This window comes from Paenibacillus sp. FSL M7-1455 (genome assembly GCF_038004655.1).
Taxonomy (GTDB): domain Bacteria; phylum Bacillota; class Bacilli; order Paenibacillales; family Paenibacillaceae; genus Paenibacillus_AQ; species Paenibacillus_AQ cookii.
Genome location: NZ_JBBORO010000001.1, coordinates 2,407,319 through 2,423,325, shown reverse-complemented (window position 1 = coordinate 2,423,325; position 16,007 = coordinate 2,407,319). Strand labels below are relative to the sequence as shown.

9 protein-coding genes are annotated in these 16,007 nt (G+C 55.9%); 1 reads left to right on the top strand and 8 read right to left on the bottom strand.

Annotated elements, in window-relative coordinates; all coding sequences use genetic code 11:
- A complete protein-coding gene (locus NYE48_RS11185; protein WP_340998595.1) occupies positions 1-2,877 on the bottom strand; it encodes an extracellular solute-binding protein in 2,877 nt (958 codons plus the stop codon).
- Between the two features lie 211 nt (positions 2,878-3,088).
- Positions 3,089-4,483: an ABC transporter substrate-binding protein gene (locus tag NYE48_RS11180; RefSeq protein ID WP_340998593.1), complete on the bottom strand. Its 1,395-nt coding sequence runs from the start codon at positions 4,481-4,483 to the stop codon at positions 3,089-3,091.
- A 275-nt stretch (positions 4,484-4,758) separates the two neighbouring features.
- On the opposite strand from NYE48_RS11180, the gene NYE48_RS11175 reads away from it, so the two are divergent.
- Positions 4,759-5,526: a helix-turn-helix domain-containing protein gene (locus tag NYE48_RS11175; protein WP_036711533.1), complete on the top strand. Its 768-nt coding sequence runs from the start codon at positions 4,759-4,761 to the stop codon at positions 5,524-5,526.
- 109 nt (positions 5,527-5,635) lie between these two features.
- Here the strand turns inward: NYE48_RS11175 and NYE48_RS11170 are convergent, their stop codons facing one another.
- From NYE48_RS11170 to NYE48_RS11145, 6 genes are all read right to left on the bottom strand, one after another.
- Positions 5,636-8,362, bottom strand: coding sequence for an endo-1,4-beta-xylanase (locus NYE48_RS11170; protein ID WP_340998590.1), 2,727 nt, complete (start codon positions 8,360-8,362; stop codon positions 5,636-5,638).
- Positions 8,363-8,583: 221 nt separating this feature from the next.
- Entirely contained in the window at positions 8,584-9,477 is an 894-nt protein-coding gene (locus tag NYE48_RS11165) for an ABC transporter ATP-binding protein (protein WP_212947793.1), read from the bottom strand.
- A 3-nt stretch (positions 9,478-9,480) separates the two neighbouring features.
- Positions 9,481-12,363, bottom strand: a complete 2,883-nt coding sequence (locus NYE48_RS11160) for an ABC transporter permease (RefSeq protein ID WP_340998588.1) — start codon at positions 12,361-12,363, stop codon at positions 9,481-9,483.
- 43 nt (positions 12,364-12,406) lie between these two features.
- Positions 12,407-13,474: an efflux RND transporter periplasmic adaptor subunit gene (locus tag NYE48_RS11155; protein WP_036711525.1), complete on the bottom strand. Its 1,068-nt coding sequence runs from the start codon at positions 13,472-13,474 to the stop codon at positions 12,407-12,409.
- The gene (locus tag NYE48_RS11150) at positions 13,428-14,150 is read right to left on the bottom strand and encodes an ABC transporter ATP-binding protein (protein WP_341000632.1); all 723 of its coding nucleotides are present in this window, start codon (positions 14,148-14,150) and stop codon (positions 13,428-13,430) included. Before NYE48_RS11150 ends, NYE48_RS11155 begins: the two co-directional genes overlap by 47 nt.
- A gap of 358 nt (positions 14,151-14,508) precedes the next feature.
- Positions 14,509-15,942, bottom strand: coding sequence for a glycoside hydrolase family 43 protein (locus NYE48_RS11145; RefSeq protein ID WP_340998585.1), 1,434 nt, complete (start codon positions 15,940-15,942; stop codon positions 14,509-14,511).
- Positions 15,943-16,007 lie beyond the last annotated feature (65 nt).

The window sequence follows — 16,007 nt, the reverse complement described above, 5'->3', positions numbered from 1 at the left end:
TTAAGGTAAATTGAATTCCTTCCGCTTGACCGCAATTTCGTCATCGATGTACAAGAGGTAATCCGACAAAGCCTCGCGGGGATTTTCGCTGGCGTTGACGACTTTGCGGAATGCGTTGTCCAAGTGCCGTCCGGTAAAGTAGCCGCCCGGAACCTGCGGGATTCCCCTGACCCATTTCCACTGATTCTCCAAATTGCGATAATCTTTGACCGGCCAAGGCAGCTCCTCCAGCGCCTCGACGTTGGCTGTCGGATAACGGGCCGCCTCGCCCATCAGCCCTTCCATCTCGCGGCCGTAAGCGATTTGGGTGTCCTTATCCGTCCACCATTTCATAAATTCCCAAGCGGCCTCTTGATCCTTTGCCCCGGCCAGCATCATGACGCCGGTCGTGTGGCTGGTCACCTCGTGATGGATCGTGCCGTTTTTCTCCGTGCCGGGAACCATGGTGAATTCCCAGAGTCCTTTGATTTCCGGCGCCAATACGGTCAGCATGTTGTACGTCGTATAATCCGCGATGCCGATCGGCATTTCGCCGGTCCGGAACCGGTTCGGGAAATCGGCCAGCAGCGGGAACTTGTAGCTTGTATAAAACTGCGTCCATTTCTTGAAGGCATCCATGGCGATCTCGGAGTCCAGCGCGCTTTTTCTCCCGCCGTCCCGATAAAACTCGCCGCCGCCTTGATACAGCAGCATGGAGAACGTCGGGTTCGGCACCAGGCTCGCGTTGGCGGCCTCGATCGGCAAGTAAAATTGCATGTTGTGCTTCTGCAGAACCGAAATCATGTTATAGATATCCTGCCACGTTTGGGGAGGCTCCAGGTTCAGTTCCTTCAAGATATCCTTGCGGTAAAAGAGCATCGGGAACGACTGCTGCTCCGGCAGCGCGTAAACGCCCCCGTCATATTGGTAAGGCACCAATCCGCTGTCTCGAAAGCGGGATGCCACTTCGTCATAATCGGCAAACTTCGACAGGTCGACGGCCGCCCCCCGCATGGCATAGTTCACGGGCACGTCTTCGCCGATCTGCATGGCCACGTCCGGTCCTTCGCCGGCGAGCGTCGCGGGCAGAAGGATGTTGGCCGGCACGAGCTTCAGATTGACCGAAATGTTCGAGTTCGGGGTAAACGAATCATCGATCAGGTTTTTCAACACCTGGGCCTGATCCCGCCCCGTCGTAATCCAAACCGTCGTCGATCGCTTCTGCTTGCCGGTATTGCCGATGCTGTCGTAATCCTCGGTATAAGACGCTGCCAGCGCCCCGGCTTCATGCTTCACCACTTGCGGAAACGTCGCGTCCGCTTTCGGCAGTTTATGATCCGGCGAGGAGACGATCAAATAATCCAGCGTAAGCGGCTGTTCCCGGACGGTCAGAATCCACGTACCCAGGCCGCCGACGTTGGTCTTGAAGGCCTCCAAACGGTTCGCAACCGTATCCGGCCGCTTGGCCATTTCCTCCAGTTGCTTGGCCATCGTGTGCAAAATGGCGACCTTGTCGCTCTGTTCTCCTGTCGTTTGTTCCAGGTAATCGGCCACGCTTTGGATCGTTTCGGCTTGTTTGCGGAATACCTCCGCCATTTCCGGGATCCGCTTCTCCAACTGGTAGTCCCGGTACGGATCGGGGGAATTGGACGTGATCATCAATATTTTGCGGTACATTTCGTTCAGCTGCAGCACGCTGGACTCGATCGTCTGAATCAGCGGAGCCAGCTCGCCAAGGGAAACGGCCATGCGAATGCGGTGCTTGCCTTGGGTCAAGTGGAACAGATACGGCTCATCCCCTCCCAGCACGTACATGTCCCAGTCCCTGCCGAATTCGAAAGGAATCCGTTTCATCTCCTTGAACGGAACCTTGCCGTCAATCGTCAGGCTTCGCGCGGCGAAGACGCCTCGCAGCTGATCCTGCTTCTCTTTTAAGGCGATTTGGTACAAGCCGTCCTCCGGCGCTTCGAACTCCCACTCGATCCACTGTCCCGGCAGTTTCCAGTTCAACCCTCCGATCGTGTTGATCCGGATTTTGGACACGTCGTACGGAATCACCGTCGGGCTGGACCTGTCGGAAACGGGATATAAGGTCGGAGAGGATTTATACACCGCATCCTCTGCTTGAATCACGATGTATTGGCCTTTGGCGGGCTGCAATCCTTTGGCTGAATAATCGCCCTTGATTTCTTCGTACGTCTTTAACGTTTCTTCCTGATACAACTCGATATAATCGATGGCCATTGGCTCGCGCAATGCCGTTAAGGTCATGCTTTGAAGGCCTTTGTCAAAATAAAACAAGTAGGGTTCGTCATAATAACCGCTGCGGTCGGTAATGGATTCGATTTGCCAGACGGGCTTCTCGACCTGGCTCGGACGCAGATCGTTGCCCCTGTCGTCCCGCCTGATCTTGTCGTCCCGGTTGCCCCATACCCGGTCAAAGGTAACCAGATCGGCTCCCTTAAAGGGTATCTGTCGATTGATCGTCAACTCGCGTTCGATCGCGGAACTTTTCCCCTCGACGGGCAAATATCGGACTCTCACGTTGTAGAGACCCGGCTGTTCGATGGGGATGTTCCAGCTGATGGAACCCGACTCCGGCGTGAGGACGGCGGTTTCCCCCGACGGATGAATGACCTCGAATCCCGGCCCATCGGTTTTGGTAAAGCTCTCGCCCTCAACCCGAATGACCTGATCCGGACGTTTCGCAGCTGAATGGGCTTTTAAATACGCGTCGTAGCCGCCGTCATCTCCGCCCGATCCCGTAACAGCCGCGAAATCGGCCATGGCCCGAACGTTTCGGACTTCGGATGAACCGGAAGGGTAGAAGGCCCAGACGGACGTTACTATGACAAGGACGAGCAAAACAGCGACGTAGCTCTTCTTTCGGTTGATCATCTTCTCCCTCCTGAAGCAAGAGACTTATCATTTTAATAACAGTCCCGATTAGACATGTTCTAATGGGGACTGTCGGTTCAACGTTTGGATTTCAGGATTTTGCAAAATTCGATTCCTGCCGCTCCCGGGTACAATATATAGACGAACTAGACCGTTTTGCTCTGTATATTGCTGACTGAGAGTCGCTTTTTGGATTTTGCAAAATCCTCATTTATTTCGATCCGTATACTTCATCAATCGCTGCTTGGAACGGCGCCTTGTATTTCTCTACGACGGTAGATACCGAGGTTCCGCCGACGATCTCGCCGAGAAAATCGTAAAACTTCAGGTTCGGGAACGTGCCGTGGTCGAGGACGGCCAAATTGGCGGCGACTTCCTTCGCATTGTTGATATCCTCTTCGTTCGTAAACAGGGTTTCATAAGTGGCCTGGTCCGGATAGTCATACATCGAATCGATGTCGTTGATTTTCTCCCAAATATAAAGCAGCTTATCCGGGTCCTTAGCGGCCTTAGGGATGAACAAAGATTGATACAGGCCTTCGTAGGAATGGTACGCGCTTGCGCTCGGGCCTTTAGGGAACGGAACGAATCCGATATCCACATCAGGCATATCCTTTTTGATGCCGCTAAGCTCATGAAGGGCCCCTGCATACATCAGCGTATTGCCCTGACGGAAAAATTGGCCCGGTTCGGTCCAGTCTCCGCCTTCCGTCGGTCTGGCTATTTTTTCAGTCGCGATTCGGGAGATGAAATTAAGCGCTTCGGTCGTTTTAGGATCTTCCAGGTTCTGCTTGTTTTCTTTCGTCAAACTTGTTTCGTTGGAAGCAAGCGCAAATTCAAGCGGCGACGGATTGGCGAGTCCCCAGGAATCCAGCTTGCCGTCGTTATTCGTATCCTTGTTGGCTTCTTTGGCCACTTGCAGGAACGTATCCCAATTCCAGCTGTCCTCATTGACGTAGTCTTGAAGCGGCTTCAAGCCGAGCTTGCTCATGAGGGTCCGGTTGTAAAAAATGCCCTGAACCAGGTTGGCTTGGTTTTCCGTGAAGCCGTACCCTCTTCCGTTATATTGCATGTATTGATTGGTCACGTTCTGGTTAAAAGCTGCCGGATTCTTCGTATACTCATCGACGGGTGCCAGCAGATCCTGTTTTACAAGCGTTGGAATCGTATAGTTTTTGCCCAGTCTGACGATGTCGCCGAGCGGCTCGCCGGCCAGCAGGGATGCCGTCACTTTTTGCTGGTATTCGCCGTAGTCGATCGCGACGTATTCCATTTTGAAATTATGCTTCTTTTGCAGCTCCTCCAGGTTTTTTTTGCGCTGGATGTTATCCGGGTTATCCTCCGGAATCGTCATATCCCACCACGATACGACCTTGATCGTTCGGCCCCCCAAGTCGAAATCCATGTCCGGCGTTTTGTACGTTTGCTCCGTTTCTTTCTCCGCGCCCTTGTTTTCCGTGTCGGTTGCCGCAGTCTCGGTCTTCGTCTCGGTCTTCGTCTCCGTCGCGCCGGTAGTGCTTGGCCCGCCCTTGGAACCGCCGTTGCTGCATGCCGAAAGCACAAGCAACAGCGTGCAAAGCAGCATCATCATTTTTCGATTACGCATTTTTCCAATCCCCCCATGAAATGAGTTGCATTCGAATCACATTCAAAGTGTAGCGCTTACATTGAAAGAGCAACAACCCGTGGTAAATTAGGTATTCTACCCGTCAAAATATAGATTGCTTGCAACCCCTTACATTGCAAATGGCCAATAAGTAAACAACGGTTAGCAATATAAAGAAAAGCACATTGTTTGCATGACGGTTTTTTTTTCATAATGAGAAATAAGCAACTTCACCGAGACAACGTTTTAACGAGAAAGAAATAGGGGGGAATATCGTGTATAAGGTGCTGCTTGTTGATCCCGATCATCATGCGAAGGAACGGATGAAGCGTATGCTGGACAGACATCAAGCGGAATTTGAATTGGAGTGCCATGCCGCTGCGGCTGCCGAGGCGTTGTCGATGCTTTCCGCCCAGAATCATCAGCTGGTGCTGATCAGCATGAGGGCATCGGAGGAAGAAGGGCTTCGGCTGTGCGGCCGCATTCGCGAGAAAAGCCGCGTCCCGATCGTGCTGATCGGCGGGCGCAATGAGTTCCAGCTTGCCAGGAAGGCTTTGTATTATCAGGTGAACGACTATCTGCCCGACCCTGTCACGCCGGAGGAATTCTCCGCGAGCCTGGAGAACGTGAAACGGGAGCTGGACGTAGCGCTGTTTTCCGGAAACCAAGCGGACCCATGGTCAGAAGCCGTTCGGCAAGCCGCGGCCGTCTCTTCGGCCGACATTATCGATAAGGTGAAGGCTTATGTGGACGAGGCCCTGCATCAGAACATCACGCTGAAGGAAATCTCCCATATTTTCCATTTCAACTATTCTTACCTGGGCCAGAAATTCAAGGTTCAAGAGAAGATGACCTTCAAGGAATATCTGCTTCAGCAGCGCATGGAGAAGGCGAAATTTCTGCTCGAGAATACCGACATGAAGGTGTATGAAATCGCGAACGAAGTCGGATATACCGAGATGGACTGGTTCTACAAGAAGTTCAAAACGTATACAGGTGTAAGCGCTAACAAGTATAGAAAAACCCTGAACATTACGGCGTAACAAAACATCTATCAACGTACACACTATGTAACCAACCATCACATATCAAAGGCCGCTTCCCGGTTGACCATCCGGGAGCGGCCTTTATTCATTCCCCCACTCGCTGGGGTTATTCCAATGTTAACAGTCCGATGTTCGTCAGGTTCTGCCACGTTCTGTCCGACGTATCGTTCCAGATCGCCACGCTGTCGCGTGTCCCGTCGTCATTCTCGTCATTGTTGACTTGTACGTCAAACCCGATGATACTGCCCGCCTTAGGCGGCGTTCCGACCCAATCGACAGCGGCCTCGATGATATAGCCTGTCGGTGTCCGCTTCGCGGCCGACGTCAAATTGGCGCTGAGCGATCCGGGGTTGACCGACGTTTCGTTATCGAAGTTCACGCGATACTGCCCGTCGTCGCCGTCATAAGAACCGGTTCGGGCATTGTTCTGATCGATGAAGATTTCGACGGAATCCTGCTCCCATACATTGGCGCTCCGCTTGGTCACCAGCGAGTCGGTCACCTCGGCCAGCACATACAAACGGTTGTCGTCCCAGAGCGTTCGTACCTTCGCCGTTGAGCCCGAAGATCCGCTGACCCAGCGGTCGGTTACGATCTGCTCCGCCTTGTTCCAAATGTCGTCGATGTCCCCGTCGATGACCGCCGTTCCTTTTGCAGCCTTGGCGGTTCGCGGACCTTCCGCCATCGTCAATATGCCATACCCGGACGTATCGGCGTCCTGTCTGTGATGAATATCGTTCCAGGACGCCAGTTCTTCCGCCGAACCGGACCGGTCGCGAATGCGGACGTCAAAGCCGATTTCCTTTCCGGTTTGCGCGCCGTCGACCGGGATCGAAGCTTCGATCCGGTATCCCTTCTCCGTCTTCACCGCCTTATACTCGGCCGGCTTATGCGGATTGGCGCCGCTGCGCCGGAACGTGTACTTTTTGTCGTCCGCTTCGTAAGCATTCGTTTTGCCGTTGTTTTCGTCAATATACACCTCGACGGCATCATTGCCGTTCACCGTGGCATCATCGACATCGACCCATACGTACAGATGTCCTGCATCCCATAACGTTTTATAAGTCGCTGCCGCTTTGCCGCCTGCCTGGATCGGCACGGCCTGCGCCACATTCCATACCGCTTCCGCCTGGCCGTCAATCTTTACGCTGGCCTCAAGGGCTTTCGTGCGCTTCGTTTCAACCGGAACCTTCGCCGGATCGACGAGCGCCCAGTATGCGTATTTGGCTTGCAGCCGTTCATCGAACAGCAGCGGCCAATTGTTGCGAACGACCGGGAACGTGCGCAGCCAGGTGTTCAGGTCGTCCTTGCCCCAGAATATGACGGCGCTGAGCTGATCCGAATGCTTCCTGAATACGTCGAAAATCTCCCTGTACCGGTTGGCCTGCTTGATTTGCAGCTCCGTTGGGAACGTCTCATAGGCGTCCGTGTCATTCGTATAGATGCTCATGTCCAGCTCGGTGACTTGCTGATCGATGTCAAGATCCCGGAACGCCTGAATCATATCATCTAACTCCTGCACCCGGGGATATTCGATCCCGATATGCGTCTGGTGGCCGACTCCGTCGACCGGAATCCCTTTGGCCTTCAAACGCTTGATCAGATCATGCAGAAACTGCCGTTTCACGGGATCATTCGTGTTGTAATCGTTGATGAACAGCTTGGCGTCCGGATCGGCCTCATGCGCAAAAAGGAACGCCTTTTCAATAAATTCTTCGCCTGCAATTTGATACCATAAGCTGTTGCGGAGGCCCCCCGGCTTCTGGTCGCCGGGCTCAATGACCTCGTTTACAACGTCCCAAGCGTAAATTTTTCCCTTGTACCGGCCAACAACGGTATCGATATGCTTTTTCATCCGGGCATATAGAAGCTCCTTGCTGGCGAGGTTGCCGCCTCTGTCGTAAAACACCCATTTCGGCGTCTGGGAATGCCAGACCAGCGTGTGGCCCCGCATCGCGATCCCGTTATCCATGGCGAAGTTTACGATTTTATCGGCTGCCGTAAAATTGAACTGACCCTCCGCCGGCTCGGTGGCGTCCCATTTCAGCTCGTTGCCGGCCGTCAGGCTGTTGAAATGCTTCCGGACCAGCTCCGCATCAGGGCTGTTCGGATTCTGGATTTCATTGACCAGCACAGCCGTCCCCAGCTTGAATTGGCCGGCAAACACGTCCTTCAGGCTCGGAATGTCCTTCTGAATCTCGATCGGAACCGGATCCGGAGCGCGCTCGATCACGACATCGTCCACGTAAAAGTCCAGCGTCGGATGATCGAAGGATTCGAAATAAACGGCCAAGCTTTCAATCGGCTGCTGCAGGGTATATTCTCCGCTGAGCTTGACCCATCCGCTGTCGCCCGCCTGAACCGATTTGACGACTTCATACGCATTGGTTCCGCCCGTCGTGCGCTGGATCACCATCGATACCGGCGAGCCCGGCGTTCCGGCAGGCAGCTTGACCCAAGCCGATAAACGGTACGTCTTTCCCGTTTCCATGATCGGCGTCACGTCGAGCTGCGGACCGTTCCAGCCCTGGGTTCTGCCGGTGACCTGCATGCCGTAAGACCCCGTGTGGGCCGCTAACGGGGAAACCGTCAGGATTTCGTTGCCTCCCCGCCCGAACCAGCCTTGGAGCGTCCCATCCTCGAAATCCTTGGAGATCCGCACGCTTGCTGCCCCATCGCCCGTCTCGGATGTTCCCGCGCGGCCTTCAGAAAGCGCTTGCGATTCCTGCTGGGCACTGGCCGGGCTCGGGCGTGTACCGAGCGATAAAGGGGCCAGCACGAGAACAAGCGCAATCATCAACAGGATGGAACGTTTCATTCGATGCTTCTTCATGAATCCACCTCTCCTTAAGTTATCTATTCCATTAAAACGCCTCTTTACGGCATTCCATGGCCATGTATCGGATCGCTAAAACTATATCGAATGAACGAAAGTACTTTAATGACACGGATGTCCGCTCCGGATCAACAAATGACAAAAAAGACTTTGGTTCATTCCGGCTTGTTAAAGCTTTGCCTTATATATGGAAGGGTTAGGCCCGAAGAACACCCGAATTAGACCGTCTGCCTTTCGTTCGCCGGGTACAGGACGATTCGTCCGTCCTCGAGTTCGACGCGCACTTTGTTGCTGTCCTTGAAGCTCCCCGTGCCCAGATAACCGGCAGGGATTTGCAGCCGGCCGGCCTTGTCGAGCACCGCATACTCTATATGGCTCTCGGCTTCCCGCCGGGCGCTGTCGGCATCCATTTGCGTCAACACGTCGGAATAAGAGATTCTGCGGAGCATCTCGGCGGACGTCTTGCCGTCGCGGATCTGAACAACCCGGTCCACCTTCCGGGCCAGCTCCGGATCATGGGTCACGATCACAATCGTAATGCCGATCGTCCGGTTCAATGTCCGGAACAAATCGAGAACCTGATTGGATGTAGCCGTATCCAGCGAGCCCGTCGGCTCATCGGCGAGCAGCAGCCGCGGTTCGTTCGCCAGCGCGATGGCGATGGCCACCCGCTGCTGCTCTCCGCCGGACAATTCGCTGAGCTTGTTTTTCACCCTGTGGCTCAGGCCGACCGCTTCCAGGAGCTCGAGCGCGCGGGCCCGGCGTCTTCGGCCCCGCAGGAGAATCGGGAGTTCCACGTTTTCGAGCGCGGTCAAATAGGGAATCAGGTTGCGCGCGTTATTTTGCCAGACAAACCCGACCGACTCCCGCTTATATTTCACGAGGTCGCGTTCGCTGAACGCGAGCAGGTCCTTGCCGTCCACGTACAGCTTGCCGGCCGATGGTTTGTCGAGGCCGCCCAGCATGTTGAGCAGCGTCGATTTGCCGCTGCCGGAATTGCCGATGATCGCCATGAATTCGCCGTTCTCTACCTGAAGATCCAGCCCTTGAAGGGCGACGACTTCCAGGTCCGCCGATTTATAAATTTTGACGAGCCCTTCGCATTGAATCATGAACTATTCCTCCCCGAGCTTCAGCGCCTGCGCGATGCGGATTCGTCTCAGCCGGTACCCCAGAATGAGCAGCCCGGTCGCCAGCGTGAACCCAATGATGCCGTACAGCTGCAAATAGTCGCTGAGCTGATATGTAATCGTGAATGGAGGGACTTGTTCTTTGGACGCAAACGACATTTCGAAGAGCGGCACGAATTTCATGCTGGTGACGTTGCCGATGAACACGCCGATGAGGACCGCGGCCCCCGACGTGAGCAGCTGTTCGCTGACGAGCATGCCGATCATTTGCGGGAAAGAGATGCCCATCGCCCGCAAAACCCCGTATTGAAGCGTTCTGCCGGATAAGGTCAAGACCCAGAACAGCAGGAAACCGATGAAGCTGACCAGCATGGAGATGGCAAATCCGAGCGTCATTACGCCGTTCATTGCCAAACGGAACGGATCGTTCCTGGATTGGACCACCTCCTGGGTCGCGTCCCGGAGGCTCGTCACCTGCAGCTTCTTCTCCTGCAGCTGCCCGTAGATATCTTCGCTGCTTGTGCCGTCCGCCAGCTTCAGCCATACTTCGTACGGCTCGACTGCCAGGCGGTTCTGAATCGTGCCCAGATGTCCGACAACGAGATGCGGCTGCTCCGGCTTGCCGCTTCCTTGATCGGACGGCAGCGGACTCCAGCTCGGCCAATAATCGATAATGCCGTACACGGTAAACGTCGCCCCGTCCAGACCGTCCCAATACATCCGGATCGGATCTCCGGGCTTCAGCTTGGCATCCTCCGCAAGCGAGCGCGAAATGAGCACGGCCTCCGGATTCGGGGCGATCAGATTCAAGTAGCTGTTGATCGGATGCTGCAGCAGCCCCTCCTTCATCCAAGCGGTACTTCCGAAATCCTTCGTGTCGATGCCAAAAAGAGCCGTTTTGCCGTTTTTTTCATTGGTGCCGGCACTGAACCTGGCCTCCTGCTTCTTGAACACCTTTGCTGTCGCTTGCACACCGTCCAGCTCCTCAAAGGGCTCGAAGGGCGGCTCCGTATATTGAACCCGTTTCTGCACGGTTGTCGTTGCCGGCTCGGACGGAGGCTGCCCTCCCGCCCCCGGGGATACCGGTGGAGGGGCATCGCTTTCCCACTTTGTCGTCAGCGCGATGTCCGTGCCGACCGCATACCGAACCTTGCTGTCCATGTTGTCGTTGATGGTCCTGGCCGCGTTCGCGCTGAATAGGCCCGTCGCCACCGTCATGATCAGAAACACCTGGATGGTCAAATACTGCCCGGACGAGCGGCTGATCTGAACGAGCGTATGGTATAGCGCCGGCGGCCATCCGTTTCGGCCCAGCCAATAAACGAGCCGGACGAACCAGGGGTATACCCGAAGCACCAGCAGGCCGCCTCCAAGCGCAAAGAGGGCCGGCGTCAGGAACAGCAGGGGATCGACCTGCAGGTCGGCAGATCCCAGCGCAAGCCTCCGCAAATCCTCCTGACGCTGGTTGAAATTGTACAGCAGATAAACTGCCAGGCTGACGAGCACCACATCGAGACCGGTCCTATGCCAGATCGACAGCCGGGTCAGGCGCGCCGTCTGCTGCTTGTGGCTTACGATGCTCACCCGCGTTGCGAGGAAGGCCGGGATCAGGATCAGGATGATCGCCCCCGCCACGGCGGCCGCAGCCACCTGGTAGGCGCCGCTCGTCATGCTCACCTTCAGCGCGGAGCGCTGCACGAACTCCAGAAAACCATTGGAAGCGCCAAGCAGTTTCGTAAACCATACGCCGAGAAACGGTCCGGCGGCCAGCGCGCTCAGACCCAGCAGCAGGCTCTCCAGCAGATAGACCGCCATAATCTGCAGACGGCTTGCTCCCCGGCTGCGGAGCACGGAAATCTCCGTTTTTTGCCGGTCGATGATCAGATTGGCGGTCATGTATAAATAGAACGCCAGCATCAGCATGACAGGGGTATACAGCGAAAGCGTCACCGTATCGAGCTTATCCTGTTTGCCCTGGTACGATGCGATGGTCGGGCTCGCCGGAATTTTGATTTCGGCTACCCCAAGCTTGCCTTTAAAATAACGCCGGACCTCCCGGTCCGCCTGGGTGAACGCATCGACCTTGCCCAGCGACAGCTGTTCGTAATTGAGCGCGAGCCGCCATTCCATGCTGGAGACCCTGGCTTTGCCGCCCTGCGTAAATTCGCGCTCGAACTGCTGGAAAGGGATCAGGAATCCGTCCTCGTTCTCCGTGGTCAGAAACGGCAAATACCGGTCCGCCTCCGGATTCGTCTCTGCAATGCCGACCGGGATGACCCGAAAGCGGGTACTTCCGCCATCCTGGGGCTCTACGGTCAGTTCTTCACCAAGCTTCCGCTTGGTCGCCAACTGAAACTTCTGCGTGACCAGCGCCTCGATGATCCCGTCCGAACGATCCGCAGGCATCCGCCCCTCGATCAGCCGGACCCGCTTCTCCAGGTCGGACAGCGACATAAAGCTTCCTAACGTCCTTTGCGATTGCTTCTCTTGGGCGGAAGCATCTGCGCCGTACACCTTCATCTTCTGCGTGAACCGCTGCTGATAGAACGACATCGCCTCCAGCCCCGTGCGCTCCGGAATCGTCTTCACGAACCGGTCGGCGCTTTCGACGGCTTCCGTCGTCTTTGCGTCCATGGAGGGTGCCGAGACCGTGGTGCTTATTCGGAGATAGCCCGGATACACCCCGTTTGCGGTCTGCACGGACTGCAGCTCCTTCAGTAACGTCCGCTCCAGGATGGCCTGCGAGTAGAGCGGCATGGAGCTGAACAGGGCCACGCATACGGTAAGGCCGATCCACAAATTCAGCTGCAGCCACTTGTTGTTGGCCATCTTGCGCAGGATCATCGTCCATAAAGCCAAATCATACACCTCATCCCTCATGCCCGGCCGGACCGGGCTGTAGCTCTTTACGTTAATTGTTCAGGATGACCTTCTGGCCTTCCTCCAGTCCTTTGACGATCTCGACTTCCGTCGGCGTCGTCAATCCGATCTCGATGTCAACCTCCTTGCGGCGGTCTCCTTCGGCGATCTGAACATAGGAACGCCCCATATAGGAGCGGATGGCAGAGCGGGGCACAATGATCGCGTTATCCCGCTTTTGTAGCTCAATCGTCAGCTCGGCGCTGTCGCCGACCTTGACGTCGCCCGGGGCGTTGTCCATACTCATGAAGATCGTTACCCCGTTCTTTTCGGCCTTCGTACTGTCTGCGGCAGCCGGCAAATTCGAAGGGGACTGGAGGACCTTCCCTTTATAGTCCTTGCCTTTATACTTAAGGCTGACGGGCATCCCGGCCTTGACCGGGTTCAGATCCTTGCTGTCCGCCGCAACGTACGTCAGCTGCACTTTGTTCGGGTCGGAGACGGTGATGATCGCTTGATAAGCGTTCACGTTGTCTCCCGCATTCAGCTTCTCGACGAACGTCACCGTTCCCGAAACGGGAGCGTACAAGCGCGATTGCCCCAGCCTGGCCTTCATCTCCTGCAGCGACATCCGCTCGCGCTCCAGGTCGATTTCCTTGAGCCGCAGGTCGACGGCGCCGGCGCCAGCCTCGCGCGCCTGGTCGTACAGCAGCTGGGCGCGCTCTACATTCAGCTGCTGCAGGCGAACCTGAAAATCCAGGTCGCCCGTCTCCAGCTCGGCCAGCAGATCGCCCGCCTTCACGGACTGGCCCAACGTCACCTGAATCGATTTCAGCCTCCCGCCCAGATCCTTGAAGGACAGCGCTTCGGATTGGGCCGACACGAAATAAGCCGTCCCCTTCAGGAAGGTCTGAATTTTCCCGCGGCTCGCCTGCACGACGTTAAACTGTTCTTTGGCCGGCTCGACCAAAGGCGGCTGCAGCGTTTCCGGTTCGACCGGCAGGAGCGAACAGCCCGAAAGCAGCATCAGCGCCGTCAGCAGCGCGGCAATTCGGCTCAAGCGACGGTCTTTGTTAGATAAGGGGAGATTCGTTCGTTGTCTGCGATACAATAGTTCCATCCTCCAATGCGATAATGTGATCGACAAGCTCCATCATGCCGGGGTCATGCGTCGTGAGAACGACCGTCATCCCCGACTCATTCACCAGCTCGCGAAAAATGCGGACGACCTGCAGCCCCATCTTGCTGTCCAGCTCGGCGGTCGGCTCATCCGCAATCAGCAGGACGGGCTGGTGGACGATCGCGCGGGCAATGGCTACGCGCTGCTGTTCGCCGCCTGACAGCTCGGACGGCCGGTGCTTCATCCGCTCCCGCATGCCGACGCGGTCAAGCGCATCCTCCACCGCATCCCGTTTCCCCTTCAGTCCCGCGATACGCAGCCCGAATTCGACGTTCTCGTAAGCCGACATCAGCGGCATCAAACCATAGGACTGGAACACAAGGCCGATCTCCCTGCGCCGGATCTGGCTGCGTTCGGAGCCGGATAATCCGGTGATTTCCCTTCCTTTGAAATACACCTGCCCCTCCGTCGGATCGTCCAATGCGCTCAGGATGTTCAATAACGTCGTCTTTCCGGAACCCGAGCGCCCCCTCAAAGCCACGATCGTTCCAGGCGGAATATTCAGATCGATATTCTCCAAAGCGGTCACGGCCGTATTCCCCCTGCCAAAGATCCGTTTGATCCCGCATGCCCGCAGAATCGGTCCGCTGCCCGAATCATTCATTACCGTCTCCATCGTGTTCATTGCACTCGCCTCCTTCGATATGGCCCGATTCGATATATTTCAGCGTCAAAGCCGCATCCGGATGGATTGTATGCGAACCAATGCAAAGCGCAGGCGCCTTCACAACCCCATTTTAGCGCTTTCATTTCGAACGAAATACCCGTTGATTCCCGTTCGTTTACCTGAGAAAACCTAGAATTATGCTGGTTGCAGACTTAGCGGCTTCCTATTGCAAGGATCGGATACCGGCTCCTGGAATGATCTTTCCGACCGCGAGGCAGCGAAGGTCCAATAATAAAAGAATGCAGCCCGTTAAATCGGACGGCATTCTTTCCATGGCACAACATGACAAACGTTCATCCCGGCTTGCTTACCTAAATTGCCAATCCCCTAACCGGAACAACTCGGTGTCCGGCTTTCCTTTGAAGATCAGGAACAAATCATGAACGCCCTCCGCACCGCTGACGGGCGTCGTCACCTCGCTCCACTGTCCGCCGGTCGAAGGCACCTGAAGCGTACCAATCCGTGGGCCTTCAGGACTGTCCAAGCGAAGCTCAATGACTCCCCCGTCATTCATGCACGACACGGATGCGGCAAACGCGGAGGCCCCGGCGCCGAAATCAACGCCGGACACGGCCGTCCAATCGCCATGATGGATATCCGCCAAGACCATAAGCGGCCCGTCCTGTCCCCCTCCATCAGGCTGGAACGGCCGCACGTTCACACCCGCGCACCAAGCAATCGTCACCGCCCCGACGCGGGCATACGGATTCAGCGGCTTGATCTGCTTAGCGCCGACCATGTCCGCTTCGATGGGGAGAATCGCTCCCTCTTCGTCCATGAACACTTGGTTCAGATGAGTGGACCGATATCCCTTCTGCACGCCCATGGCCTTCGATAAAGTCTGCGCGTGATAAGCAATATACCAATTTTCATGAAATTGGAAAATGGCATGATGGTTATTCCCGCTGACACCGAAAAAATGGCCGGGATTTTTAAGGATCGATCCCTGGTACGTCCAGGGTCCCATCGGGCCGGTGCTGGTCATATAGGCAATCTCTCCCGCCGGGGGGCTCCCTTCCGGCCGTATCCCATCGTAGAAGTTGGAGCAATACGAAAAGTAATACGTGCCGTCCTTCTTATGTATGCCGGCATCCTCGAACATAAACGGAGCCGGGATCGGCTCGGCTTCGCCGACCACGCTGATCATGTCGTCACCCAGCCGCATCACGCGGGCGGTCCCCGGGCTCTCATGCTCTCCTTCCGGCACGCCGCCGCCGAAGTATATATATCCCTTGCCGTCTTCGTCCACCAGGACGGCCGGGTCGAAGAGCCATACGACGCCTTGAACGCCCGGCGTATCCCTTGCGATCAGCGGCCTCCCGATCGGATCGACCCACGGCCCGGTCGGACTGTCGCTCGTCAGCACGCCGATGCCGCTGGCGTTGTTGGCAAAGTACAGGAAGAAACGGTCTTTGCCGTCTATTCTTTTGTGGGCCGCAGCCGGCGCCCAGGATTGCGTCGCCCATTTGGCCGCTCCTTCCGGACCTGCGACTTGAATGACGCCATGGTCCGTCCAGTTCGCGAGATCATCCGAGGAAATCACCGATATGCGGTTTATGGTGTTGTAGCTGTTCTCCTTGACCTCTCCTTGCTCGTCGTACTCCAATACGTCGTCGGTATTATAGAGGTATACGCGCCCGTTGAACACAAGCACATAGGGGTCGGCCCCGAACTTATGGGCGACAAGCGGATTTCCGTTTTGCGGCAGTTTGCCGATCGGTGCATGAACGACTTCATTCATTTTTGCGTCAACTCCCGTTATTCAGCATTTTTAGTCTTTAACCCAACTCTCTTAAAAGCGTAAAG